Here is a 25489-nt window from a genome sequence, read left to right as displayed (position 1 = left end):
TGGTGTATCCTTTTATGTCATTCCTGCTGCCTACTATGTCATTCCCGCGAAAGCGGGAATCCAGTCTTTCCTTTTGTCATGCTGAACTTGTTTCGGCATCTATAAAGAATATCCTGAAATAAATTTAGGATGACTTAAAAGTGTTTTTTCTGGATTCCTGCCTTCGCAGGAATGACATTAAAGCGGCAAATTATCGTGCTTTTTCCAAGGTAATTCAACTTTTTTGGTACGCAGAAAATTTAATGCCCTACATATCCGCCATCTAGTATTTTGCGGTTTTATAATGTCGTCTAAATACCCTCTAGAAGCTGCAACAAACGGCGATGTCACCGTATCTTTATATTCGGCGATTTTCTGCTTTTTCGCTTCCGCATCTTTACATTCTTCTTTAAATATTATCTCTACCGCTCCTTCAGCTCCCATAACGGCAATCTCCGAATTAAACCATGCATAATTTATATCTCCCCGCAGATGCTTCGAGTTCATAACTATATAAGCACCGCCGTAAGCTTTGCGAGTAATCACGGTAATTTTAGGAACTGTAGCCTCGGCATAAGCATATAAAAGTTTAGCTCCGTGTTTAATAATACCTTCATGTTCTTGAGCAGTACCCGGTAAAAAACCGGGTACGTCGACTAAACTAACAATCGGGATATTAAAAGCATCGCAAAAACGGATAAATCTTGCCGCTTTCCTTGAGGCGTTAATATCCAAGCAGCCTGCTAAATGCAGCGGCTGGTTCGCTACAAAACCGACCGGCAGCCCTTCCATATAACCAAAGCCGATAATGATATTTTTAGCAAAATCAGGCTGTAATTCAAAAAACTCCCCTTCATCAACTATACGCTCTATTAATTCCTTCATATCATAAGGTTTATTAGGTGTAACGGGTATTAACGTACTTAAAGACATATCTACCCTATCAGCCGGATCAACAGTATAACGGACAGGCAGAGGATTACGGTTAGATAAAGGCAGAAAATTAAAGAATCTACGAACTTCTAACAATGCTTCTACGTCATTTTTAAACGCCAAATCGGCGACACCGCTTTTAGTCGTATGCATATGAGCACCGCCGAGTTTTTCTTGGCTTACTTCTTCACCGGTAACGGTTTTAACTACGTCCGGACCGGTTACAAACATATAAGAAGTATTTTTAACCATAAATATAAAATCGGTTAAAGCCGGAGAATATACGGCACCACCGGCACAAGGTCCCATTATCAAAGTAATTTGCGGGATAACTCCGGAAGCAAGGACGTTGCGCTGAAATATTTCACCATAACCGGCAAGGGCATCTACTCCCTCTTGAATCCTAGCACCGCCTGAATCGTTAATACCGATAACCGGTGCACCGCTAGCTATCGCAGCATCGATAACGTTACAGATTTTCTTAGCGTGATATTCACCGAGCGAACCGCCGAATACTGTAAAATCTTGGCTATATATAAAGACTAATCTACCGTTTATAGTGCCGTGACCGGTTACCACGCCGTCACCTAAAAATTTCTTATCTTTCATACCGAAATTATCGCATCTATGGGATACATACATACCTGTCTCGGTAAAGCTATTCGGGTCTAATAATATTTCTATTCTTTCCCTACTTGTTAGTTTACTTTTTTTATGTTGCAAGTTAATTTTTTCTTCACCGCCTCCTTGCCTCGCAATATTTCGCTTCTCGTCAAGTAACTCGGCAGAGTGGATATTAAATTGACTCATATATGCTTTTATCTGTTTAATGATTAAGGTATACTATAATAATAAAACTGTAAAAAGAATAGCAGAAATTTTAAAGGGAAGTATCAAATGACTAGAACAAAAGAAAATTTAGAGAAAGCTGAAAAGCCTAAATCAAAAACAAAATTTGAGAATTTATCAAGTGCCTTAAAAGAAAATTTACGCCGACGTAAGAAAATACGCCAACATTGTGAGGATACATTATTGCAGGCATCGAGAAAAGTGCCCTAATGTCATTCCCGCATAGGCGGGCTGTGTTGTACGAACGTTGAAAAAAGGCTGTGTCATTCTAGTTCCTTGATCACGGCATCCAGTCTTTTTATTAAGGTTTTTTCTGAATACCGTGGTCAAGCCACGGTATGACACCATACTTGTAATAACCATAATACGGTAACGCTAACCTATATAGTAATGACATCAAAATAGTTACTTATCATGGACATATGTTTTTAAGAATAATATAACATCGGCTATGTCTTGCGGTTTTGATAGCCCTATAAAAGACATTTTTGTCCCCGGAGCGTATTTACTTGGCTTATGCAAAAAAGAAAATAGACTATCATCATCCCATACGCCGCCGATTTTAGTTAATGCAGCGGAATATTTATAATCTTCTACGCTAGCTTTCGGGCGTCCTGCGACATCCCAAAGATGAGGACCTATTTTATTTGGTCCATCCTTATCTAAAGAGTGGCATACTAAGCATTTTTTTGCTATTTCTTTACCGTTGTCGACATTAGCATTTTTCATTAATTCCGGTATATTTATTACCGCTTCTGCACTCTTGGTATTCACTTGAGAGGCAGAAGATTCTTCTACTGCAACACTATAACCTCGATGAGAGGCTTGTAAATTCGGTTTATAAAGTATATTCGCAATAAAACCTACCATCATTGCAATTAAACTAGCCAGCAAGACGGCCGCAACGATTTTGTTTAATTCTTTTCCGGACATTTATTTGTGTATTTTAGGTTGAGTAACATTTTAATAATTAAAATCTACTAATAATTTTCTGTATTTATTTGATTATAAAGTTTTAGGAGCCTATTATAATTTGTTATAATTTAGATTATAGAGGCTATTAATTCAATGACTAAAATAAAGAATTTGAAAAAAAACACAATCGATGATTTAGAAATTGAAAATCAAAAAAAAATCTCAAAACTTAAAGCAACAATTGTTGAAAAAAGAAGTAAAGACAATTTAGATTTACCAAGCAGAAAAAACTTACCTTTAAAAAAATTACAAACTAGCAATTTTGAAAACACTTCTCCGGGAAAAAAATCAAAAATTAGTCAGATATTTGCTAAAATAAAGTCTAAATGGGAGTTTTTTAAAAATAGTAAAGTAGGTAAAATTTTATTCAGCAATAGTTTTAACTATGCACTTTCTCTTGGAGGTGCTACAATTGCACTTACCGGAATTTTTACACCTATATCTCCCTTAATTATAGCCGTAGCAAGTATAGCGGCAATAGGGGTAGGAATTAAAGCAGTAAACGAAACTTTAAAGATACACTCTTTACGTAAACTTCATAAGGAAAATAACTTATTAGTTCAGAATAGAAATGCTAAAACTACGCAAGATTATGTCTTATCTTTAGAAGACGGCTTAAAAAATGCTTTAAAAAATGAATTATATATACCGCAACAAATAGAACAGAAAAATCCCAATAAAAATAAATATAATATAAATTCAAAAAAATTATCAAGCACCGGTCGAGTACTAGCAGATAATATCGGTGGAGCAGCTTATATTACAGCCGGTATTATTGAAGGAGCTAGCGGTAACGTAATCGCTATTTTAAAAGCTACCGGCTACGGTGTAATTACTAGTGTATCTTTAATTACCGACGGGCTTAGTGAAAAAGAAAGAAATGACGTTCAAAAAATATTTAAATTAAATATAAATGAAGAATTAAAAAAACAAGATACCCCGAATTATAAAAATTTAACCCAATTGGAAGAATTCACAAAAAAACAAACTATGCAAACGTTAGCTTTAAAAAAGCTAATAACAGATAAAAATTACTGGAGAATGAAAGATGCCGATAAACAAGAAAAGTTTCGTGAAATCAAAAAAGAATTTGAAGAAGAAATAAATAAAGATGGGTTAAAAGCATTTTTGACAAAAAAAGAACAGTATATAGATAACAGAGAGGAAAGTTATGTAAAAGATTTTACTAAAGGACTGAATCCATTTTATGAACGACCTACTAAGGCTCAAGAATACACAAATTTAACAAAAGCTATGGAAGCTAATCCTAAATTTTTTGAGGATACAAAAGATATTTTAAATAAGCAGAATAGAAATAGTAAAAAAGAGGTTATAGATTTAACAAAAACTCTAAAAACTAATCAAAATGATATTTTAAACAAGCAAAAAGAGAAAGAAAAAAACAAAAGATTGAGAATGAGAGGTTAGAAAATCATAGTCATCCTGAATTTATTTCGGCTTTATTGCATGGCTCGAGAATTAATAAAAACCCGTCATGGCGAGGAGGCACATCGTGCCGACGTGGCCATCCAGGCTATCCCGAATGTAATTCGGGATTTAATGAGAATACCAAAAAAATTTATATAGGTGGCAAGTTTAGCATAAAAATATGTTTAACTAGATTGCCACGCTCCTTTCAGTCGCTCGCAATGACGTTTGGGTATCCACGCAACAATACCTATATCAAGCAATCGAGATGACGCTGTATTATCTAAAGGTTCTGAAAGATTAGTTTGTTTAACTCATGGGTTAAAACAGAAAAATCTACTTTGTCAAAGCCTTTTCGGGGGATTATTATCATACCTAAATTAGTTATTTTAAATTTAGGGTTATTAATAATAAGTCTCGTTAAATGCTTTATACGTCTTTTGATTTTATTACGAATTACTGCTCTTTTATCTAATTTCTTACTAACTTTTATTCCTAAAAAAATAGTATTTTGGCAGTTATGAAGAATGTTGGAAAAATTTTTTGCTATTACTAAAATAAAATATTTTCCATGCAGCTTTTTACCGCGTTTATTTACGAGTTCAAATTCTTCCTGATTTTTTAATGAAGTAACAAACAATTTATTTATGCAGATAATTTTTTTCGACCTTTGGCACGGCGCTTTCTTAATATTTCTCTTCCTGCAACAGTAGCCATTCTTGCTCTAAAACCGTGTCTTCTCTTTCTTACTAAATTGCTTGGTTGAAATGTACGCTTCATATGATTTTATACCGAACGAAAAATGAAATTTCTAAATAATAAGTATTTATAATTAAATAATTCTAATTTGTCAATGTCATTCTCGAACGTTATTGGCGTTGTTGCATGGATCGAATTTTTGATGTCATTCTAGCTAAAAGCAGGAATCCAGAAAAAACACTTAAAATAAGCAAAATTATATAGTAAATTTTTATATAATTTTGCCTAATTGTAATTTGTAATAAAGTTAAGCAAGAAATAATTTAGCAATCTTATTCATAGGTAAAAATAATTTATTTGAATTATCTATAAATTCATTAAACCCATAATTTTTATAGAAATTTTTAGCTTCTATATTTTTAGCATCAACAATAACAGCAAAAGCTGCAATTCCCGATTTATAGGATTTATAAAGAGCGTCCATTAAAAGGAATTCACCGATTTTTTTCTTTTGATATTTTAAATCAATAGCAAGCCTACCTATTAACGTAGCCGGTAAATATGGATAACAAGGTAATTTTTTTGTATAATTTTCCGGTAGTGCTGATATATCAATTCTATTAGAAGATAGAGTATAATAACCTATTATATCTTTCTGACCTTCTAAGGTACAAACATAAATCGCTGTTAAATATCTTTTCAAGTCTTGAGAAGCGTATTTTATTAAATAATCATTTAATATAGCTACTCCACAATCAAAATTTTTTAGATCAAAACTTTTGCCAAAAGGAAGTATTTTAAAAGGTGAAAGTAACATTTTATATATTATTCAACTGTATAAATCTTGTGGCTGCTTTTGTTAATTTTTTATTTGGAGAAGAATCATCCGCAGATTTTTGAATAAAATTTATTGCATCTCTTAAGGTTAGGCTAATTAATGTCTGTTGCCTAAAAGTAGCTTCAGCTTCTTTTTTAGCACTAGCAATAATAAAATTAGTTAAGCTAGTACCCTGCATTTTCGCTGCTTCTAAAAACAAATTTTTTAGCTTTGGCTCAACTCTTGCTTCTAGCCTTGCCATCGTATGTTTGCTCATATCAAGTAACCTTATAAATAATTTTATACTTATATAATACGGCAAATTGCCGTATTATGCAAATATAAAATTATTAGCTTTTTATAGCATGATCACATTAAGTGTGCGTCAAGTCACAGTATAGTATGACAGGCAGGCAATAGGCTTTAAACCAAAAAAACATAAGCTAAACTTAAGAAAGTGAAAAAGCCGAGTGCATCCGTTATAGTGGTGAGAAAAACGCCGGAGCCGGCAGCAGGATCTATATCAAAATAATGTAATGCTATAGGTATAGCAGAGCCGAACAAGCCGGCAGCAAGAAAATTTAAAATAACGGCAACAGCAAAAATTATGCTAAGATTTATATCAAGTAACATCACAAAACTTAATCCTGCCCCAATGCAGGCAAGAACAAAGCCGTTAAATCCGCAAACGGCAACTTCTTTTAGTATTACTTTACTAAAATTATTATAATGAATATCTTTATTAGCTAAAGCTCTCACCGTGACGGTCATAGCTTGTGTTCCGGCATTCCCTCCCATCGAAGCAACAATCGGCATGATAACTACAAGAGCTACAAGTTTTGAGATTGTATCGTTAAAGTGATTGATAATAAGCGAGGTCATGCAGGCAGTAATCAAATTAACAAATAACCAAGGAAAACGATGTTTAACCGTATAAAATAAGTTAAAGAAAGTATCTTGAGTATGAACACCGCTAAGCGATAGTATATCTTTCTCGGCTTGTTCTTCGATAATATAAATTATATTATTTATCGATACGCTACCTACTAATTTCCCGCTTTTATTTACTACCGGTACTATAGTTAGTGCGTATTGCCTAAAAATAAAGCTTAGCTCGTTTAAATCGGTAAAAGCATCTGCAAGTTTGAATTCTTTATTGACTAAATTCTTTATTACTTCCTTATTTTCATGTTTCAGTAAAGTACTAAGTAATATAATGCCGACAGGACGAGATTTGCTATCTGTTACGATAGCTGCGTGGAAGTCTTGTTTTTTGTGTTTAATAAAATTTATCGATTCTTCTACCGTCCAATTTTCCTGAAGATTAATAAAGTCTCGCTCGATTACTCTACCGACGGTATTTTCCGGATAAGTACACCCTTCCGCAATTTGTTGCCTTTTTTCTTTACTAAGCCCGTTTAAAATTAGCTGTTTTGTATCATCGTCCAAATCTATTATTACTTCAATAGCGTCTTCTATAACAAGCTTATCAATTAATTCCGTAGTTTTTTGTATGCCGAGTTCCTCTATTACTAAAGGCTTACTATTAGCATTTAACCATACTAATGTTTCCGGTTTTATAGTATCTTTTAAAAAGGGAAGAATTTTTTTGTAGGTTTTATTATTTACGTTATCTAAGAAATCAGCTAAATCAGCATAGTGCAATTCTGATAGCATTTTTGCCGCAGCATAAAATTCTTTATCGTCTAAAAGATCATTAATTTGATCAAAAATTTCAGCGAATTGATCATGATGATCAGGTAATATGCTTTTGAACATATTAGGCATAATTTTTTACCTACTAGCTAAAGGTGCTTAGGTGTTAAACTTGATGGGTAAACATTAAAAAATGTCACTCTGTGGTCAAGCCGGTATTGTTGTGTGGCTCATAATTTACCGTATTATATGGTGTCATACCGTGGCTTGACCCTGTGTTGTTGCGTGGATCAAATTTTTGATGTCATTCTAGCTAAAAGCGGGAATCCAGAAAAAACACTTAAAATAAGCAAAATTATATAGAAATTTACTATATAATTCGCTTAAATATTCTCTGGATTCCCGCTTTTAGCTAGAATGACATCAAAAATTTGATCCACGCAACAATATCGACCAAGCCACGGTATGACAAAATAATATAATTGGTGCGGTCGAGAAGATTTGAACTTCCACTCCTGTTAGAGAACAGCACCCTCAATGCTGCGCGTCTACCAATTTCGCCACGACCGCTTTTTTTAATGATATAGCAAATTATCACGCTAACATCAATAAATAATATTGCCAGTAAATATCTAATTTAGCTTAACAACAAAAGTCGGCATTACGTCCTGCTCTAGAGCGGCAATTTTTAACTGTACTAATTTTTCGTCTAAATCATTATATTTACTATGAAATTTTTCAGCATTACCGGTTAAGACTAAAGCAGAATCGATACCGAGTTTATTAGCTCCTAAAATATCGGTATAAAAAGTATCACCGATCATAAGAATACGATTTTTCGGTACGTTATCTAATTGATTTAATACTTTATTATAAATTTCTCCGTAAGGTTTTCCTGTATAAACTACTTCCCCGCCGAATTGCTTTAATTTTTGTGCATAATAACCGGCACAATATCTATATATACCACGCTGGTTAATACCGATATCAGGATTGGCACAAATATTAATCATTCCACGTTTAACGGACATTTTTAGGATATCGTCAAATTCATCTAAATCTAAATTTTCCCCTTCATCTCGGTGAAGAGTTAACAATAAAATATTAGCATCGTTAATATTATCGGTAATCGGGCATTGAATGCCGTTTATTATATCATTCTCTCCATAACCTAAATGATATATTACCGGCTTTTCGATACCAAATTGCTCTTTACTTCTTAAAATCATGTCAACGGCTACTTCACCTGAGCTAATAATCATTTCTGAAGTAGCATTAAGCCCCCAAGATTTAACCATTTGTAGTAAGAAAAAAGTATTACGAGGAGCGTTAGAAACAAAAAATACTTTTCTCGAGGCTATTATTTTATTAATATTATCAACAACGTTGGGATAGGTATATTGCCCTTCAATTACTACTCCCCAAAGGTCAAATAAAAATACGTCATAGTCATTTACTATGTCGGAAATATTTTTAAAATCTAGCTTATTCATCCTTCTTCTCTAAATTATTGTTAGATTTCGATGTCATTCTAGTTCAGTATTGTTGCGTGGTTCAAAAAATGTCCCCAATGTCATACCGTGGCTTGACCACGGTATCCAGAAAAAATCTTAGTAAAAAGACTGGATGCCGTGGCCAAGCCACGGCATGACACCGAACGCTTTATAAAAATTCTATCCACGTGGGCAAAGGCCTCCTCGCAATAACGTTCTTTCCTTTTAATAACTTTATTAGAAAACTTTACTCTTCCTGCAAGTTTGAGTATACTTGTAAGATTCGTTTTATCAGTATGTGAGATATATGTCAAATAATGAACAAAATATTATAGAAGAATTGATTATCGAGGAAGCATATAGTGCTGATTCTATTAAAGTTTTAAAGGGTCTTGAAGCGGTAAAGAAAAGACCGGGAATGTATATCGGTGATACCGATGACGGTTCGGGTCTTCATCATATGATTTATGAAGTAGTGGACAATGCTATTGATGAATCGCTAGCCGGACATTGTGATTTAGTTCAGGTAACTTTAAACAAAAACGGTTCGGTAACCGTGCGTGATAACGGGCGAGGGATACCTATCGACATTCATGAAGAAGAAGGTATTTCGGCGGCTGAGGTCATCATGACGCAATTACATGCCGGCGGTAAATTTGATCAAAATTCCTATAAAGTTTCCGGAGGATTGCACGGTGTCGGCGTATCGGTAGTAAATGCACTATCCGAATGGTTGGAACTCCGCATATGGCGTGCTAATAAGGAATATTTTATTAAATTTCATAACGGAGTAGCGGAAGCACCGCTTGCTTGCCTTGGTGATGCTATTGAAAGAAAAGGTACGGAAATTACTTTTTTCCCGTCAGTTGAAACTTTTAGTAAAATAGAATTTGACTTTGCAACTATTGAACATCGATTGCGAGAGCTGGCTTTTTTAAATTCCGGAGTAAAAATTTTATTAACCGATAATAGATTTGAAGAAGCTAAAGCAGTAGAGTTTTATTATACGGGCGGAGTAGAAGAATATGTAAAATATATAGACCGTGCTAAGCATGCCGTGCATCAATGTATAACGATAAATACTAATAACCCTGAGTCCGGTATTAGCCTTGAATTTGCGATGCATTGGAACGATTCTTATCATGAAACTATTTTATGCTTTACAAATAATATCAGGCAACGTGACGGCGGCACTCACCTTAGTGCTTTTAAATCCGGTCTGACACGTGTTATTACCGCTTATTTAAAAAGTACCGGACTTGATAAAAAAATGAAAAGTGAATTTATCGGCGAAGATGCGAGGGAAGGACTATCGTGTGTTTTATCCGTTAAAGTACCCGATCCTAAATTTTCTTCGCAAACAAAGGATAAGTTAGTTAGTTCCGAGGTACGTCCGGTAGTTGAAAATGCCGTACATACTAAAATTCTTGAATGGTTTGAAGAGCATCCGGCAGAAGCCAAGTTAATTGTTAATAAAATCATGGAGGCGGCAACGGCTCGTGAAGCTGCTAGAAAAGCACGAGAATTAACTAGACGTAAATCTGCTTTAGAAATCTCTAATTTACCCGGTAAGCTTGCCGATTGTCATGAAAAAGACCCGGCACTTTCCGAGTTATTTTTAGTAGAAGGAGATTCTGCCGGCGGTACGGCAAAACAAGGAAGAGATAGCAAAACTCAAGCTATTTTGCCTTTGCGCGGTAAAATTTTAAATGTTGAGCGAGCAAGATTCGATAAGATGCTTAATTCCGACCAAATCGGTACTTTAATTACCGCTCTTGGTACTAATATCGGCGTACAGGATTTTTCGGTTGAAAAACTTAGATATCATAAAATTGTTATTATGACCGATGCGGATGTCGACGGTTCCCATATTAGAACCTTGTTGCTGACATTTTTTTATCGTCATATGCCGGAACTTATTAATAAAGGATATTTGTATATAGCACAGCCACCGCTTTATAAAGTAAAAAAAGGCAGCCAAGAACTTTATTTAAAAAATGAACAAGCACTGCAAGATTATCTAATAAAATCAACCATTAACGATGCCTCTCTGATCTTATCCGATCAAGAGCAACTAACAGCTCTAGATTTGGCAGAGTTTATTGCCAAGGTAATTAAATTTAACGGTTTGCTTGACCACGCTAGCAAAAAATTTAATCGCCCGATTGCCGAAAGTTTAGCCATTAATAATTTACTAAATAACGAAATATTTAATACAGAAAGGGCAGCTGATCTTAAAAAAGCCTTAGATATCTTAAATGCTACGCAAATCTCACTTGATAAAACTGTTTGGGAGGTATCAGTTCAGGAAAATAGTGTAGAATTTTTCCGTTTTAGTCGAGGCTTAAAGGAAAGTAAAATATTATTGCGGGAACAATTAGAGTCTTTTGAATTTGGGCAAATATCTAAAATGGCTCTTGCTTTCTCTAATATTTTCAAAAATCCCTTAAAATTTGTAACTAAAAATCAGGAATTTAATATATTAACTCCCCATCAGCTGTTAAATGTTATTATGGAATACGGTAAGAAAGGTATAACCGTCCAACGCTTTAAAGGTCTTGGTGAAATGAATTCCGAACAATTATGGGAAACTACCCTTGACCCTACTACCAGGACTTTATTACAGGTAAGAGTAACGGAAATTGACAGTGCCGAAGAAATTTTTTCAACGTTAATGGGAGATATAGTTGAACCGAGACGTCAATTTATCCAAGCGAATGCTTTAAACGTAGTAAATTTAGATGTTTAGGACATGAAAGATAAAATATCGAATTTTGTGGCGTTGGATTTCGGCAGTAGTAAAATTGCCTGTATTGCCGCTTATATCGGTAAAAAAGGCGAAACTAAGATAGTTAGCCAAAATTTACATCATTCTAGAGGCATTAAGTCAGGTATTATATTAGATTTAAAAAACGCAGAGAGCAGCCTTATCGGAGCAATTTACGCTTTGGAAAAAGACTGCGGTAAAAATATCAAAAAAGTAATTGTCTCTTTATCGGGAACCGCTACTAAATCATATTATGTGAATTATAAAATAAAACTTGCAAATACAATTGTTTCAGACCAAGACGTTAAAAAATTACTACAAAAAGCATTATTAGAATTTAAAATTAAAGATCAAGAAATTATCCATTATTTTCCTATAGAATTCACCCTTGATAATAATGCGGTTGAAAACCCTATCGGCATGTACGGTAAAGAATTAGCTTGCGAACTGCATGTTATAGCCGCAAATAGCAATATGCTTTCAAATATCGTTAATTGTTTTGCTAAATGTCACGTTGAAGTTACTAACATCATACTCGCAATTTATGCCTCAGGAATTGCTTGTCTTTCGGAAGATGAGAAAAAACTCGGCTCTCTTATTATAGATATGGGAGATAAAACCACTTCATTCGGTATTTTTTTTGCCGGCAAATTAATATATACGGCTCACGTAGATCTAGGGAGTTTTCATATTAGCTCCGACATCGCCAAAGTTTTTGGGGTGGATATTATTACGGCAGAAAAATTAAAAATTCTCTACGGTAATGCAATATTATCTTCATTTGACAAAGATTCTATTATCAATTTAGAGGATTTACAAATTGATAATCCTTATAATCTTAATACGGCAATCACTATTTACAAGCTTACCGAAGTAATCGGTCCTAGGGTAGAAGAAATATTAACCATGGTAAAAACAGAATATGATAAAGCAACAAAAGGTCAAATGGTTGTTTCTCGGACTATTATCACCGGCGGCGGGTCAATGCTTAGAGGAGTAAAGGAACTTGCTAGTAGAATTTTTGAGAGACAAGCTAGAATCGGCAAACCGGATATTATCGACGGCTTTGCCGAAGATTATAACCCGGCTATTTATTCTACAATTATCGGTATGCTAAAAATTCATGCCTTAAAACAACAAAAAGAATCTTTTTATATTGAATTAAACGAAAATACTAACCTACTTAAAAAACTTTTCCTGTGGTTGAAGGAGAATATTTAGTACCGGTATTTAGGCTCTGTACCTACGGCTTCGTTGCAAGGTTCTAAAAAGTGCTATGTCATTCCTGGGAAAGCAGGAATCCAGAAAAAACACTTAAAATAAGTAAAATTATATAAAAATTTACTATATAATTCGCTTAAATATTCTCTGGATTCCCGCTTTTGCGGGAATGACATCAAAAATTCGAGCCATGCAACAACCCCGGCTTGACCACGGTATCCAGAAAAAACCTTAACAAAAAGACTGGATTCCGTGGTCGAAGCCACGGAATGACAGAATTACCTAAGAATATTACTTACCGTCCATTTCGGCAAAGACTTCTTCCCAAGAGCCGGTAGTTGCCGCTTTGGTATATTCCGTCGGTCTGTTTTCAAAAAAGTTAGTATGTTCAACGCCGTTTAACATTTCATCAAGCCACGGCAAAGGATTATGATCAACTAAATAAATTTCTTTAAGACCTAGCTGCATTAATCTACGATCGGCAATGTAACGAATATATTGCCTTACTTCTCTAGCGGTTAATCCTTCAATGCCGCCTACCTCAAAAGCCAGCTCAATAAAAGCATCTTCAAAATGCACGATGGTAGCACAAGCCTCGTAAAGGCGGCTACGAAGCTCTTCGGTCCAAACTTCGGGGTTTTCTCTAACAAAAGTTTTAAACAACATAATAATCGAATTAGTATGTAACGTTTCATCTCTTACCGACCAGGCAATGATTTGTCCCATACCTTTCATTTTGTTAAAACGTGGGAAATTTAGCATAATTGCGAAAGATGCGAATAATTGCAGCCCTTCGGTAAAAGCTCCAAAGACGGCTAAAGTAGCGGCAATATCTTCTTTGGTTTCGACGCCGAAACGTTGCATATAATCATATTTATCTTTCATTTCTTTATATTTAAGGAAAGCCGAATATTCGACTTCCGGCATACCTACAGTATCAAGCAAGTGAGAATAAGCCGCTATATGAACCGTTTCCATATTAGAAAAGGCCGATAACATCATTAGCACTTCCGTCGGCTGAAATACTCTTGAATAATGTTTCATATAACAATTATTTACTTCAATATCAGCTTGGGTAAAAAAGCGAAATATTTGTGTTAATAAATGTTTCTCTCCAGGAGTTAAATTATATTTCCAATCCTTAACATCGTCGGCAAGCGGCACTTCCTCAGGCAACCAGTGAATTTTTTGCTGAGTATGCCAAGCTTCATATGCCCACGGATAGGAAAACGGTTTATAAATCGGACTTGCATCAAGTAATGACATATATTTCCTTTAACTCTTTGTTATTTTATTTTTTCTGTTTGTTATTTTATTTCCACTTTCGAACTTTGTTTTATGGCTATAAAAAAGCGTTCTATGTCATTCCCGCGTAGGCGGGAATCCAGAATAAAGCGAAATTATTTGAGCTTTTAATTTTAAAAATTTATTAGCTTTATACTTTTTAGTGACTGGATTCCCGCCTACGCGGGAATGACATCAAGAGTGTTACTGACAAGCTAAACATTCGTCATATTTATTTGCCGATTCTTCTTCAATTTTCTTATTATCTTTCTCGATATCTTTAAAATCAACTTTAACTACGCTATGGGAAACTTTATCTGCTCGTTGAATTGAAGTCGAGCGGCAATAATACAAACTTTTTACACCTTTTTTCCAAGCTTTAAAATGGATATTATTTAAATAATTTTTACTGACGTTACCGGGCAGAAAAATATTTAAGGACTGAGCTTGTGAGATGTGCGGCGTTCTGTCGGCAGCTAGCTCTATCAACCAATTTTGATCTATCTCATAAGCAGTTTTAAACACTTCTTTTTCTTCGTTCGATAAGAATGTTAAATGCAGCACTGATCCTTCATGCGTGGCAATCGACGACCAAACTTGCTCATTATTAAAACCTTTCTCCATTAAAAGCTTTTCTAAATGTTTATTACGTACGTTAAAAGAACCGGTTAAAGTTTTCTGAATAAAACTATTAGCGGCAAAAGGCTCAATCCCGGGTGAAGCATTGCCGGCAATAACCGAAATTGAAGCAGTCGGTGCAATTGCCATTTTATTACTAAAACGTTCCTTACTTCCCGCTTCTTCCGCATCAGGGCAAGCTCCCCTCTCCTTTCCCAAAGCTATTGAAGCTTTATCGGCTTCACTCCCTATATGCTCAAATATTTTTTTATTCCAAACTTTCGCCATTACCGATTCAATCGGTACGTTCTTTAATTGTAGAAACGAATGAAATCCCATTACACCAAGACCGACGCTACGCTCACGCTGAGCTGAGTATTTGGCCCTTGCCATAGTATCAGGTGCTTTATTGATAAAATCTTCTAGAACGTTATCGAGGAAAAGCATAATAGCCGGAATAAATTCTTTATCATGTTGCCACTCTTCAAAATATTCCAAATTTAATGAAGACAGACAGCAAACGGCGGTTCTGGCTTTGCCCAAATGATCGATTCCCGTCGGCAAGGTAATTTCACTACAAAGATTCGACATTTTAACTTGCAGCCCTAGTTTTTTGTGATGCTCCGGTATAGCTCTATTAACACTATCAATAAATAACAGATACGGCTCGCCGGTCTCTATTCTGGTGGTTAATAACTTAACCCACAAATCTCTAGCCCTAACTTTACTGACGACTTTTTTAGTTGCCGGACTAATAAGCTCAAAATCTTTATCATGCTCAACGGCTTTCATGAATTCGTCGGTTATGGCTATACCATGATGAATATTGAGAGCTTTACGATTAATGTCGCCGCCTGTTGGGCGTCTTATATCAATGAACTCCTCAATTTCCGGATGGTTAATAGGTAAATATACTGCCGATGAACCACGTCTAATAGAACCTTGCGAAATAGCAAGAGTCATAGAGTCCATCACTTTAATAAACGGTATGATCCCTGAAGAGTTACCTTTACCGCTTATCGTTTCATTAATAGAGCGAACATTACCCCAATAGCTACCGATTCCACCGCCACGTGACGCTAACCATACATTTTCCGTCCATAATTCTACTATATCGTCTAAACTGTCATCTGTTTCATTTAAGAAGCATGAAATAGGTAACCCTCTATCCGTTCCGCCGTTACTTAAAATCGGTGTTGCCGGCATGAACCACATTTTACTCATATAGCCGTATAATCGCTGTGCATGCTCTTTATTTGCCGCATAATAACTTGCAACTCTGGCAAATAATTCCTGGAAATTTTCATTCTTTAAAAGGTAACGATCTCTTAAAACGGCTTTACCGAAAGAGGTAAGCAAATTATCGTTATTAAGATCGATATTTATTGGAAATTTAGCTTTTGCAGGTGCGTTCATTATATGTACTTGATATATTGATTAAATTTAGTAATAGAGTAAGAATTAATAAAAACTTGTCATGGCGAGGCGTTGCAAGCTTTGCTGCACGGCTCTAAAAAAGTACTGTATGTCATTCCCGCGAAGGCGGGAATCCAGACTTTTTTTTGTCATGCTGAACTGGTTTCAGCATCTTTTTAGTATACCCTGAAATAAATTCAAGATGACTTAAAAATATTTTTTCTGGATTCCCGCCTTCGCGGGAATGACATCAAAAACTCTATCCACGCAACAAAACAAAACCTGCACCTCCTCGCAATGACGAAGTAAAATCGCTCCACGCAACAATGCCTTCGCAGGAATGACATAAGAGCACAAGCAATGACCTCGAAGATTTTAATACAAAAATATACCCTAGTAGACACGAGAATAGTATAATATTCAATATAAATATTTAAGATTATAGCAGATTTTTTTCTTGACACTAAGCACTCCCGCATAACCTTAAGGAAAGTATATTTTTTAACAAATACAATGTTAAAACATAGTCAGTATGTTACGGTAGCAGTAATAGTGTCAAGGTAAGAACCTGCTTGTGCAAGAGGTTGCACAGGAAGAGTTGCGTATATTGTATGGTTGTTAGTTCCGGAACCGACAATAAGTGTGAAACTACCGGTAACCACAATACTAGTGAGATTAAGAATTTGCGTTCTAGCTACATCCTTGTATAAATTGTAATTAAGCGTTTTTACTCCGCTTTTCATTTGACGAGGTGTAAAAGTCCCGGATGAGCCGGTATTAAAACCTACACTATAATTAAGAAGCAAGCCAACTAGACCTGTGCATGTTACGGACATATTAATAGTAACCGGTATAGGGGTGTTGGAAAAAGGAGCAAAATTACCAAACGCAACTGTTGGAATAGTTGCGGTACAAACTGCAAAACTATTGAAAATTAAGGCTAGATTAATGAGGATGAAAACTATTAATTTTATTATTATTTGCATACTACTTCTCCTAAATCCAATATCGAATCTGAGGCATTAAAATCATTATTAATTGATGCCTCAAAGCGGCAACAATCATCGTCTTGACAAGCTTTACCTTTTAATGACTTTAAATCTTTAATATTATGTATATATAATTTACCTTCATATCCGACAAATAATTCCTCTTCTATACCTTCAATCGTAACAATTCTATCAAAAGGTATGATTTTTTTATTGTCATCTACTAAAACCATTTCTACACTATTGACTATAGTAACACCAAAATCTACTACAACCGCACTTTTCCATTTTGGTGCTACATTTAAAGTTAGAGACTCAAACTCGCTATCTAAAGGAAGGGTTTCGTCATCTAACCTTATTTCAGATGATATATAAGGCAAGACATTAGGTATAAGCACTTTTCCCTGTTTATTAGTATAACCGGTTATCAAGTTATTATTGTAAATTGCAACATCTTTTAGTTTTCCTACTTTAACTAAAGCTAGGCTATCATTAATCGGTCTAGTAAAGTAAAAATCTTTATCTAAAGTAACAATACTTCCTTTAAATTCTAATTGAGAAGTTAAATTTTTATCATATTTATATAAATATACTGCAGCATCACCGATTTGACTGTTTCTATTAAATTGCATATTATAATCGGTAGTCTTACCTTTCATTAAATTTGCGGTATACCCAAAGCCAAGCGGTGTACTTATAGGAGAGGAAAAATTAATTTGTTTAGTGCTATATTTATTTTGATAAGCATTACTTATACTAGCACTTTTTGAACCGCCAAGATTCATGCCAAAAGTCATATAAGCAAAAGTATGTTTATGCTTTCTATTTAAATCCGTTCCGGCAGTAATATTAAAAAAAGTGTTTTGTGTAATATCTCGTTGATAACTAGTTGATATAATCTGCAAACGCTTACTTTTCCTTTCAGTAGTATCTGTAGCAAAAGATAAAAAATTAACTGAAATACTGCCTAATGTTTCACCATTATAGCCTGTTGATATTTGATAGCTTATTTCGGAAGTAGCAGGCAGCGAATAGTTATAAATATCATAATAATTATTACCGTTTTTACTTATATTAGCATTAAAATCCCAGCCTGAAGAATCATAACTATAGCCTATAAGCACTCTTTGAGCATTATTAACATTATGTATATTAGATGCTAAAGAGGCGGTAATTACCCCATAATTACCGATTTGTACATTATTAGTAGTACCGATTGTGCCGAGACTCTTTAGAGATTCAAAATGCACACCGGTAGTCCAATAATCGGACATCCCGTACATATAATCGGCATTTGTAATAAAATATTGATATTCGTTGCTTTTCACTGCAAAATTTTGTCTTTGAATACCTGAGGCAAAAGAAAAGTTGGATAATCCTTTAGTTAATAAGAGGGTTTTAACTACTAAGTCGCCTCTACCGGTGATAACAGGCAGATTAAATACATTAAAATCTCCTACTTTAGATTCACCGTGAAAAATAGAACTAGAATTTGCATAAACGTCAAGAGTGCTAGGCAATTCTGATTTACCGGCAAATTCCAGTAAAGGGTGAGTAATTAAATTCGGTCTTACCGAGTCAATCATAAATTTTGTGTAAGTATCTAAAATTCATTTTCTAATAATTCATATTTAAAATCTCCGCAAAGTATCTCAAATTGATTTAAAGCAAGGGACCATTCTCTAATGGGCATGGTCCATTTTTTTGCAGCATTTTTTAGGGCCAGAAAGACGATTTTTGTAATAGATTTATCATCTGGAAAAACTCCCTTATTTTTGATAATTTTACGGATTTGACGATTTACCGATTCAATCGTATTAGTAGTATAGATGACCCTTCTAATTTCTTCCGGAAAGGCAAAAAAAGGCACTATTCCAGTCCAATTACGTTTCCATATATCAGAAATAACCGGATATTTGCTATCCCATTTTTTAGCAAACTCTTCTAATGCTAAATTTGCCATGCTCTCATTATTTGCTGTATAGATTTGTTTTAAGTCAGACGTTACTTCTTTAAGATCTTTATAAGAAACATATTTTACAGAATTACGAACCATATGCACGATACAAAGCTGTACTATAGTATTTGGAAATATACTGTTTATGGCATCTCTAAAGCCTTTAAGCCCATCAATACATGCTACATAAATTTGTTCTATACCTCGATTTTTTAGCTCGGTTACAACTTGCATCCAAAATTTTGCACCTTCATTTTTGCTAATCCAAATACCAAGCAACTCTTTCTTACCTTCTGTATTAACTGCAATAGCAAGGTAAACAGCTTTATTTATAACCATATTATTATCTCTTGCTTTTACCATTATACAGTCTAAATAAACAATCGGATATATCCTATCTAATGCTCGAGCTTGCCATCTTATTACATCTTCCATTACTCCATCGGTAATAGTAGAGATGAGCTCCTTAGCCCGGATATTGCATGAGATATAGGAGACAAAATCCTCGTAAAGCTGTATAATACTGGTATTTCATTAGAATAATACAAAGGATTTTGTCATGACAAATTGTATAGCATATAGTTACCAGTTTTCCAAAGTAAAAAATCGGACAATAGAGATAAATTTCACTGGAGGTGATATTAGTAGCGATGGAGGTGTGTTGTTATTAAGAGAAGCAGATAAAAGGCTTGGTATAACAGAGGAGCTTGCTAAAATATTTCCTGATAGACGAGATGGTAGTAAAATTACCCATAATATGGCAACAATGCTGAGGCAACGAATTTATGGTATTGCATTAGGTTATGAAGATTTAAATGACCACAATTATCTACGAAAATGTCCTGCTATGCAAACAGCTATGGAAACAATTGATGATATGGCAAGTAGTTCTACCTTATGTCGTATAGAAAACAATGCTGATAGACACTTTGCAATTAAAGTGCATGAACTAATGCTTGATAAATTTATTAAGTCTCATAAAATAGTACCAAAGCAGCTAATACTTGATTTTGATGCTACGGATGATGAAATTCATGGGCAACAGGAAGGTAAGTTTTATCATGGTTATTACGGTCATAATTGCTTTTTACCTTTGTATGTTTTTTGTGGAAAGCATCTGTTAGTTAGTTATCTTAGGACGTCAAAGCAGGATCAAGCAAAACATTCTTGGGCAATATTATCATTGTTAGTAAAACGTTTTCGCCAAGCTTGGCCAGAGGTAAAGATTATTTTTCGTGGTGATAGTGGATTTTGTCGTCATCAGATGTTTGATTGGTGTGATATTCATAATATAAAATATATTGTAGGAATGCCCCAAAATAACAGACTAAATGAGTTACTGAAACCTACAATGGAGAAGTCAAAAGCAGCATTTATTATAACCCAAGAAAAGCAACGTCTTTTTAGTGAGTTTCCATATAAGGCTGGTAGTTGGAGTCATGAACGTAGAATAATTGGTAAGGCAGAAATGACAATGCTTGGAGAAAATCCAAGGTATATAGTAACTAATTTATCAGATAAACCTGAAGATTTATACGACAAAGTTTACTGTGGTCGTGGTGATATGGAAAACCGTATAAAAGAGCAACAACTAGAATTATTTGCAGATCGTACTTCTTGTCATAGATGGTGGGCTAATCAGCTCAGAATGATTTTATCGGGTCTTGCATACACTTTAGTAGAATATATCAGAGGTAATTTATTACAAGGTAGTGCATTAGCAAAAGCACAAATAGGTACAATACGTTTAAAATTATTAAAAATTGGGGTAGTAATTATCCGTAATACTAGGCGTATTAAGTTTTTGTTATCTTCATCATATCCTTACCGACAGGTATGGAATCATGTGATGAAGAAATTAGCATTAGAATAACCTAGATTAGCACTGTTCCCGGTGCTTAGAAAAAATGGGGTAAGGGGCATTACATCTAAAATTTGAAAATAACGGCTTCAAAGCACTTTTTGGCAAAATTTTTACAAAAGTATCATTGCTAATATTATAAATTACTCAATTTCTTACTTTAAATCTCACTTCATGCAATATCCGGGTTAAGGGCTACTAAACCTTTATCACAGATAGCTTGCCACCCATATAATTTTATTTTATTCCAATCATTTAAATAATATAATTTTATTGTTGTCATATGTTTGAATTATATTATATAAAAAGCTTTGGGGATTCTTAACTTAAGTTAAGAAATCTCAATCATTATAGTTAATATATAATAAGTATGATTTTATGCAAGTTATTAATGATTATTTAGAATTATGTTATTATTCTGAAAAGCTATTAGGTAAAATCTCGTTATTGAATAAAGGAAATATTGCGTTAGATATTTCTAAAATAAAACAAGCTATTTATTATGCTAAAAAATATCATGGTAATCAAAAAAGAAAAACAGGAGAACCTTACTACTCTCATCCTCTTGAAGTTGCATATATAATACTAGATTGGTCTCTAGATTCAGAAGTAATAATAGCTGCATTATTACATGATACTGTAGAAGATACGGAGTTCACTTTAGAAAAAATTACATTTCTCTTTAATCATAATATTTCTCAACTCGTAGCTAAGGTTACAAAGCTCAATGATTCAATTAATATTTATCGATTGACAGAAGAAGAAATCGTATTAAAGCTTACCTGTGGCAAACAATCCAGAAAAGCGATCTTGATTAAGCTAGTAGATAGATTACATAACTTGCACACAATAAAATATATGCCGCCTATAAAGCAAATAAAAAAGGCTAAGGAAACACTTAGAATTTATGTACCTCTTGCAAAATATTTAGGTATAAAAGAGATAGAGCAGGAATTAATAGAGCTTGCTGTTAGTATACTTCAACATCATTAGGGATAAGAGAATGCGTGGCTATTCGTTTTTTAGATGATGGGATTAGTACGGAAGGAAGCACAGGAAAAATGGTGATTACTATTCTAAGCAGCATAGCAGAAGCAGAACGTGCAAGTATACTTGAAAGAATTAGGAGGTCTAACGTGTGTGATTTATATACCTTATTACAATCTGGTCGTCAGATGAAGTTGTAACTTTCTAGTTTATTACTGTGACAATAAACATCCTCGTAAGTCATTGTTTTTTGCTAAGTAAAGCATTTAACATTTGATCATGTTTGTAATTTTGTACAGCAAATGGTTCTTTTTTTGAATTATAGTTATCATTAATTTCTTGTATGGAAGGAATAATATGTTTTAAATTCTCATATTTCTCATTTGGAGTTTTGCCGTGGAGAGAGCTATGAACTCTATGCTGATTATAATATTTTTCCCAAACCATAAGTTTGTTTTGGAGTTCTGAATCCTTAGGATCAACGCTGCTGTAAAATTCATCTAAATCTGTTCTTTGTGTTCTTTCTACTTTACCATTTAAATGAGGAGATAAAGGTTTGATAGGACGAAATTTAATTTTTCGTTCTCTTAAATATTCTTGAACTACATAAGCAAAAAATTCTTGCCCTCTATCAGTTTGTATGCGTTGTATAGGGAATGGTATACGTTTTATAACCTGATCTAAAAAATCCAAAGTTTTACAGCAGTGCGTCTATTATATAAAGCTAAAGCTTTATACCTGGTACAATCATCTATAGCAGTATATTGATATAAATTATTAGCAATTTTGCAAACGTCCATTTGTACCCTTTCTCCTGGCACTTTACAACTATAGCGTTTGATTTGCTTCCGATAATGACGCTTTAAATGAAGCGGTGCTACTGCATGTTTTTTAAATACTTTATGAATAGTAGCTGTAGAAAATGAGATACTATATAAACGTTTTAACTCACTCTGAATACGTCTGGCACCTAAATTTCTTTCTTTTCTTAAATTAAGTATAAGCTCCTCGTCTGCCTCACTTCTTTTTTGAGTAGGAAAAGTTTTTGGGATACTACTAACATTATACAACCCTTCTTCACTAAGCAGTTCATAACGCTTATACCATTTACGTAAAGTAAAACGTGAAATACCATAATGTGTACATACTTTTCCTGCATGCTTTAACTGCTTATATAGCTTAATCCAATTCAGACGAAGCTGAACTTTAGAGTCCATGATTAGTTATTATTTATATTCCTAATTATTATTATTGTAATAATCTCTATGAATCAAGATTTTATGCAATTAAATAATACTTCATCTGACGACCAGATTGTAATAAGGTATATAAATCACACAACAGCACTTACCGCTGCTGATATGCTTAATGATCGGGTATTACCATGGTATGAGAGTCAACAAATACCAATACTTCGTATTCTAACTGATAGAGGTAGTGAATATAAGGGCAATATAGAGCATCATGCTTTTGAATTGTTTCTAAGTATCGAAGGTATAGAGCATACTACTACTAAAGCATATTCTCCTCAAACAAACGGTATGTGTGAGCGTTTTAATAAAACTATAAAACAAGAATTCTTTGATACAGCTATGCGGAAAAAGATTTATACTGATCTTGACGATCTACAACTAGATATTGACATTTGGTTAGAACATTATAATAATGAAAGACCACATGCTGGAAAATATTGTTATGGAAAAACTCCTATGCAAACTTTCAAGGATAGTAAAAAATTAGCTGTTGAAAAGAATAACGAAATCTTATATCTTGAGTACTCGTCTGACAGTCATAACTTATCAGACATTCAGATATAAAATTTATAGTGTCTGTAAGATTAAATCTTGACTTCTACAAATCATTAGCAAAATCAAAGGATTTTTCAGTAACCGAAATCTGTAATATGGTTGGGATTAGCAGATCTGTATATTATCGGGCTATTACAAACAAGCCTTAAAATATGAAAATTATGCAAAGCCGAATTCCTTGATTTAACAGGCTTTTAGAGTAATACTAGCTCATGATTTTAAAATCAATTTGTCCTCTGAAAGCCTTATAAGTAAAGGGCTAAATACCTCTTGCGAGAAAAATTGTCCTTTCCTGTAGAAAACCCCCTGCGACACGAGGTCGTTGGTAGAGCTGTAGTACGCTTAGATACTACCACCTGTACTGCCAGGTGAACCTACTATCCTGAATAAAGAGCGGATAGAACAACGTAGCAAAGTACAAATAGTACGGGATGAGAAACGTGAGTAGATCACCCTCCTGGTAGTCATACAAACCGGGTAAGCACTAGGTAACTGATATGCTGAAAATATTTGAACCTGTATTGAGAGATCGTAATCTGCAACAATGGTAAATGGCTGACACCATTGTATCAGGAATAGGAGCGGATGGCGGGGTTAATCCGTTCGCAGTCAATAAATTCCTCGGTTTATAGCAGGCAGCTAAGTCAGTAATGCTCTTAAGGCGAAACGTGGAAACCCTGTATAACTCCTATTGTAAGAATTAATAGGAAAATAGTTCGTAAGAACTATTGATAGTTGTGCAGGTTTGGGATACTGGAAAAAGCTAATGCCATTCTGTAATGGAGTGGATACTGATCATCTGATCAGGCACGAAAGTGAGCCTACGTCCAGTTGGTCCTAAGTAGCAAGAAAGTTTGAAGAACCGAATTAATGGAGAAACGCAAATGACAACGGTAGCAATATCGATTGGTGCCTCTTCAGCATCTGATACCGAAATATGGGATAACCTCTCATGGAATAAAATCAGTAAACAAGTAACTCGGCTACAAATGCGTATTGCTAAGGCAGTTCGAGAAGGGAGGAAAGGTAGAGTGAAAACTTTACAAAGACTCTTAACTTGCTCGTTTTATGCTAAATGTTTGGCAGTAAAACGAGTTGTACTCAACAAAGGTGGCAAAACACCCGGTGTTGATGGTATTATCTGGAGAACATCTCGACAGAAAATACAAGCCGCATTATCACTTAAACGACATGGATATAACCCATTACCTACGAAAAGAATTTATGTACCCAAAAGACAAAAAGGCAAGTTTAGACCGATTTCAATCCCAACTATGAAGGACAAAGCCATGCAAGCCTTGTGGCTCATGGCTTTAATACCTATAGCAGAAGAACGAAACGATCTTAACTCTTACGGCTTTAGACCTAAGCGTTCTGCTCAAGACGCTAGGGAGCAATGCTTTAATGCTCTTGGTAAAGGCAAATCCGCTCAATGGATCTTTGAAGGTGACATTAATTCGTGTTTTGATAAAATCTCACATCAATGGTTATTAGAAAATATTCCTATGGATAAACAAGTCCTTAAGAAATTTCTAAAAGCTGGATTTAGGCTATAGGTGACGGTAGGATGGATTTTGTGGAAACTCGTTCCCTTTTCATTTTTGTAGTTGTCACTTTATCGTTTTTAAAACCTGCCAAACGGCGGAGTGCTATAGAATAGACGAAGAGCTGCCATTTTATTAAAAAAGCCTATAAATATAAGGTTTCACAAGGGAATAACAAAGAAAAACCATAAGAGCAAAATAAGCTTTT

The 25489-nt window shown here is 34.4% G+C and carries 19 protein-coding genes, 1 tRNA gene and 4 pseudogenes; 9 read left to right on the top strand and 15 right to left on the bottom strand.

The annotated features are described in order from the left end of the window. Window positions 1–177: 177 nt before the first annotated feature. Window positions 178–1722: an acyl-CoA carboxylase subunit beta gene (locus AAGD48_RS01865; RefSeq protein WP_341790224.1), complete on the bottom strand. Its 1545-nt coding sequence runs from the start codon at window positions 1720–1722 to the stop codon at window positions 178–180. A gap of 87 nt (window positions 1723–1809) precedes the next feature. On the opposite strand from AAGD48_RS01865, the gene AAGD48_RS01860 reads away from it, so the two are divergent. Then, the gene (locus AAGD48_RS01860; protein WP_341790223.1) at window positions 1810–1971 is read left to right on the top strand and encodes a hypothetical protein; all 162 of its coding nucleotides are present in this window, start codon (window positions 1810–1812) and stop codon (window positions 1969–1971) included. Between the two features lie 195 nt (window positions 1972–2166). On the opposite strand, the gene AAGD48_RS01855 is transcribed toward AAGD48_RS01860, so the two are convergent. Further along, on the bottom strand, window positions 2167–2694 hold the full coding sequence (locus tag AAGD48_RS01855; protein ID WP_341790222.1) for a cytochrome c family protein: 528 nt from the start codon (window positions 2692–2694) through the stop codon (window positions 2167–2169). A 135-nt stretch (window positions 2695–2829) separates the two neighbouring features. On the opposite strand from AAGD48_RS01855, the gene AAGD48_RS01850 reads away from it, so the two are divergent. Continuing rightward, window positions 2830–4164, top strand: coding sequence for a hypothetical protein (locus tag AAGD48_RS01850; protein ID WP_341790221.1), 1335 nt, complete (start codon window positions 2830–2832; stop codon window positions 4162–4164). A gap of 283 nt (window positions 4165–4447) precedes the next feature. Here the strand turns inward: AAGD48_RS01850 and rnpA are convergent, their stop codons facing one another. From rnpA to AAGD48_RS01815, 7 genes are all read right to left on the bottom strand, one after another. Next, on the bottom strand, window positions 4448–4804 hold the full coding sequence (gene rnpA / locus AAGD48_RS01845; protein WP_341790220.1) for a ribonuclease P protein component: 357 nt from the start codon (window positions 4802–4804) through the stop codon (window positions 4448–4450). Between the two features lie 5 nt (window positions 4805–4809). Continuing rightward, a complete protein-coding gene (rpmH, locus tag AAGD48_RS01840; RefSeq protein WP_253307453.1) occupies window positions 4810–4944 on the bottom strand; it encodes a 50S ribosomal protein L34 in 135 nt (44 codons plus the stop codon). Window positions 4945–5170: 226 nt separating this feature from the next. Continuing rightward, window positions 5171–5680 (bottom strand): GNAT family N-acetyltransferase, encoded by a 510-nt coding sequence (locus tag AAGD48_RS01835; protein ID WP_341790219.1) that lies wholly within the window; start codon window positions 5678–5680, stop codon window positions 5171–5173. Between the two features lies 1 nt (window position 5681). Further along, on the bottom strand, window positions 5682–5942 hold the full coding sequence (locus tag AAGD48_RS01830; RefSeq protein ID WP_341790218.1) for a DUF1778 domain-containing protein: 261 nt from the start codon (window positions 5940–5942) through the stop codon (window positions 5682–5684). 161 nt (window positions 5943–6103) lie between these two features. Beyond that, complete coding sequence (gene mgtE / locus AAGD48_RS01825; RefSeq protein ID WP_341790217.1) at window positions 6104–7468, bottom strand: magnesium transporter; 1365 nt, start codon at window positions 7466–7468, stop codon at window positions 6104–6106. 351 nt (window positions 7469–7819) lie between these two features. After that, window positions 7820–7906, bottom strand: a tRNA-Leu gene (locus AAGD48_RS01820). A 62-nt stretch (window positions 7907–7968) separates the two neighbouring features. Beyond that, on the bottom strand, window positions 7969–8829 hold the full coding sequence (locus AAGD48_RS01815) for a TIGR01459 family HAD-type hydrolase (RefSeq protein WP_341790216.1): 861 nt from the start codon (window positions 8827–8829) through the stop codon (window positions 7969–7971). Between the two features lie 307 nt (window positions 8830–9136). Here AAGD48_RS01815 and gyrB point away from each other — a divergent pair, with 307 nt between their 5' ends. Together gyrB and ftsA are read left to right on the top strand one after the other, a co-directional pair. After that, window positions 9137–11578, top strand: coding sequence for a DNA topoisomerase (ATP-hydrolyzing) subunit B (gene gyrB, locus AAGD48_RS01810; protein WP_341790215.1), 2442 nt, complete (start codon window positions 9137–9139; stop codon window positions 11576–11578). A gap of 3 nt (window positions 11579–11581) precedes the next feature. Further along, window positions 11582–12817, top strand: coding sequence for a cell division protein FtsA (gene ftsA, locus AAGD48_RS01805; RefSeq protein ID WP_341790214.1), 1236 nt, complete (start codon window positions 11582–11584; stop codon window positions 12815–12817). A 291-nt stretch (window positions 12818–13108) separates the two neighbouring features. Here ftsA and AAGD48_RS01800 read toward each other — a convergent pair whose 3' ends face one another. From AAGD48_RS01800 to AAGD48_RS01780, 5 genes and pseudogenes are all read right to left on the bottom strand, one after another. Beyond that, window positions 13109–14083: a ribonucleotide-diphosphate reductase subunit beta gene (locus AAGD48_RS01800; RefSeq protein ID WP_341790213.1), complete on the bottom strand. Its 975-nt coding sequence runs from the start codon at window positions 14081–14083 to the stop codon at window positions 13109–13111. A 222-nt stretch (window positions 14084–14305) separates the two neighbouring features. Further along, a complete protein-coding gene (locus AAGD48_RS01795; protein ID WP_341790212.1) occupies window positions 14306–16135 on the bottom strand; it encodes a ribonucleoside-diphosphate reductase subunit alpha in 1830 nt (609 codons plus the stop codon). A 527-nt stretch (window positions 16136–16662) separates the two neighbouring features. After that, window positions 16663–17121 carry a spore coat U domain-containing protein gene (locus AAGD48_RS01790; protein WP_341790211.1) on the bottom strand — a complete coding sequence of 153 codons (459 nt, stop codon included), beginning with the start codon at window positions 17119–17121 and terminating at the stop codon, window positions 16663–16665. Next, a complete protein-coding gene (locus AAGD48_RS01785) occupies window positions 17112–18710 on the bottom strand; it encodes a fimbria/pilus outer membrane usher protein (RefSeq protein ID WP_341790210.1) in 1599 nt (532 codons plus the stop codon). Before AAGD48_RS01785 ends, AAGD48_RS01790 begins: the two co-directional genes overlap by 10 nt. 17 nt (window positions 18711–18727) lie before the next feature. Beyond that, window positions 18728–19543: pseudogene (locus AAGD48_RS01780) on the bottom strand (IS256 family transposase); the annotation flags it as partial. Window positions 19544–19640: 97 nt separating this feature from the next. On the opposite strand from AAGD48_RS01780, the gene AAGD48_RS01775 reads away from it, so the two are divergent. The 3 genes and pseudogenes from AAGD48_RS01775 to AAGD48_RS10610 all read left to right on the top strand — a co-directional run. Further along, on the top strand, window positions 19641–20954 hold the full coding sequence (locus AAGD48_RS01775) for an IS1380 family transposase (protein WP_341789277.1): 1314 nt from the start codon (window positions 19641–19643) through the stop codon (window positions 20952–20954). Between the two features lie 366 nt (window positions 20955–21320). Beyond that, entirely contained in the window at window positions 21321–21935 is a 615-nt protein-coding gene (locus tag AAGD48_RS01770) for an HD domain-containing protein (RefSeq protein ID WP_341790209.1), read from the top strand. Between the two features lie 14 nt (window positions 21936–21949). Next, a pseudogene (locus tag AAGD48_RS10610) lies at window positions 21950–22063 on the top strand (recombinase family protein); the annotation flags it as partial. A gap of 106 nt (window positions 22064–22169) precedes the next feature. Here AAGD48_RS10610 and AAGD48_RS01765 read toward each other — a convergent pair. Further along, window positions 22170–23146: pseudogene (locus AAGD48_RS01765) on the bottom strand (IS481 family transposase). Between the two features lie 123 nt (window positions 23147–23269). On the opposite strand from AAGD48_RS01765, the pseudogene AAGD48_RS01760 reads away from it, so the two are divergent. Together AAGD48_RS01760 and AAGD48_RS01755 are read left to right on the top strand one after the other, a co-directional pair. Continuing rightward, window positions 23270–23746, top strand: a pseudogene (locus tag AAGD48_RS01760) (integrase core domain-containing protein); the annotation flags it as partial. An 875-nt stretch (window positions 23747–24621) separates the two neighbouring features. Further along, a complete protein-coding gene (locus tag AAGD48_RS01755; protein ID WP_341790208.1) occupies window positions 24622–25293 on the top strand; it encodes a reverse transcriptase N-terminal domain-containing protein in 672 nt (223 codons plus the stop codon). The last annotated feature ends 196 nt before the right edge of the window (window positions 25294–25489 follow it).

The organism is Rickettsia endosymbiont of Polydrusus tereticollis, from assembly GCF_964026385.1.
Classification (GTDB): domain Bacteria; phylum Pseudomonadota; class Alphaproteobacteria; order Rickettsiales; family Rickettsiaceae; genus Rickettsia.
The sequence above is the reverse complement of the archived record's forward strand: the minus strand, read 5'-3'. Positions and strand labels throughout refer to the sequence as shown.

Bases quoted from the DNA above. Each gene is read 5' to 3' on its own strand.
- AAGD48_RS01865 (WP_341790224.1), bottom strand. From the start codon at position 1,722: ATGAGTCAATTTAATATCCACTCTGCCGAGTTACTTGACGAGAAGCGA.
- AAGD48_RS01860 (WP_341790223.1), top strand. From the start codon at position 1,810: ATGACTAGAACAAAAGAAAATTTAGAGAAAGCTGAAAAGCCTAAATCA.
- AAGD48_RS01790 (WP_341790211.1), bottom strand. From the start codon at position 17,121: ATGCAAATAATAATAAAATTAATAGTTTTCATCCTCATTAATCTAGCC.
- gyrB (WP_341790215.1), top strand. From the start codon at position 9,137: ATGTCAAATAATGAACAAAATATTATAGAAGAATTGATTATCGAGGAA.
- AAGD48_RS01755 (WP_341790208.1), top strand. From the start codon at position 24,622: ATGACAACGGTAGCAATATCGATTGGTGCCTCTTCAGCATCTGATACC.
- AAGD48_RS01835 (WP_341790219.1), bottom strand. From the start codon at position 5,680: ATGTTACTTTCACCTTTTAAAATACTTCCTTTTGGCAAAAGTTTTGAT.
- AAGD48_RS01830 (WP_341790218.1), bottom strand. From the start codon at position 5,942: ATGGCAAGGCTAGAAGCAAGAGTTGAGCCAAAGCTAAAAAATTTGTTT.
- mgtE (WP_341790217.1), bottom strand. From the start codon at position 7,468: ATGCCTAATATGTTCAAAAGCATATTACCTGATCATCATGATCAATTC.
- AAGD48_RS01775 (WP_341789277.1), top strand. From the start codon at position 19,641: ATGACAAATTGTATAGCATATAGTTACCAGTTTTCCAAAGTAAAAAAT.
- AAGD48_RS01785 (WP_341790210.1), bottom strand. From the start codon at position 18,710: ATGATTGACTCGGTAAGACCGAATTTAATTACTCACCCTTTACTGGAA.
- AAGD48_RS01855 (WP_341790222.1), bottom strand. From the start codon at position 2,694: ATGTCCGGAAAAGAATTAAACAAAATCGTTGCGGCCGTCTTGCTGGCT.
- AAGD48_RS01795 (WP_341790212.1), bottom strand. From the start codon at position 16,135: ATGAACGCACCTGCAAAAGCTAAATTTCCAATAAATATCGATCTTAAT.
- AAGD48_RS01815 (WP_341790216.1), bottom strand. From the start codon at position 8,829: ATGAATAAGCTAGATTTTAAAAATATTTCCGACATAGTAAATGACTAT.
- ftsA (WP_341790214.1), top strand. From the start codon at position 11,582: ATGAAAGATAAAATATCGAATTTTGTGGCGTTGGATTTCGGCAGTAGT.
- AAGD48_RS01770 (WP_341790209.1), top strand. From the start codon at position 21,321: ATGCAAGTTATTAATGATTATTTAGAATTATGTTATTATTCTGAAAAG.
- AAGD48_RS01800 (WP_341790213.1), bottom strand. From the start codon at position 14,083: ATGTCATTACTTGATGCAAGTCCGATTTATAAACCGTTTTCCTATCCG.
- rpmH (WP_253307453.1), bottom strand. From the start codon at position 4,944: ATGAAGCGTACATTTCAACCAAGCAATTTAGTAAGAAAGAGAAGACAC.
- AAGD48_RS01850 (WP_341790221.1), top strand. From the start codon at position 2,830: ATGACTAAAATAAAGAATTTGAAAAAAAACACAATCGATGATTTAGAA.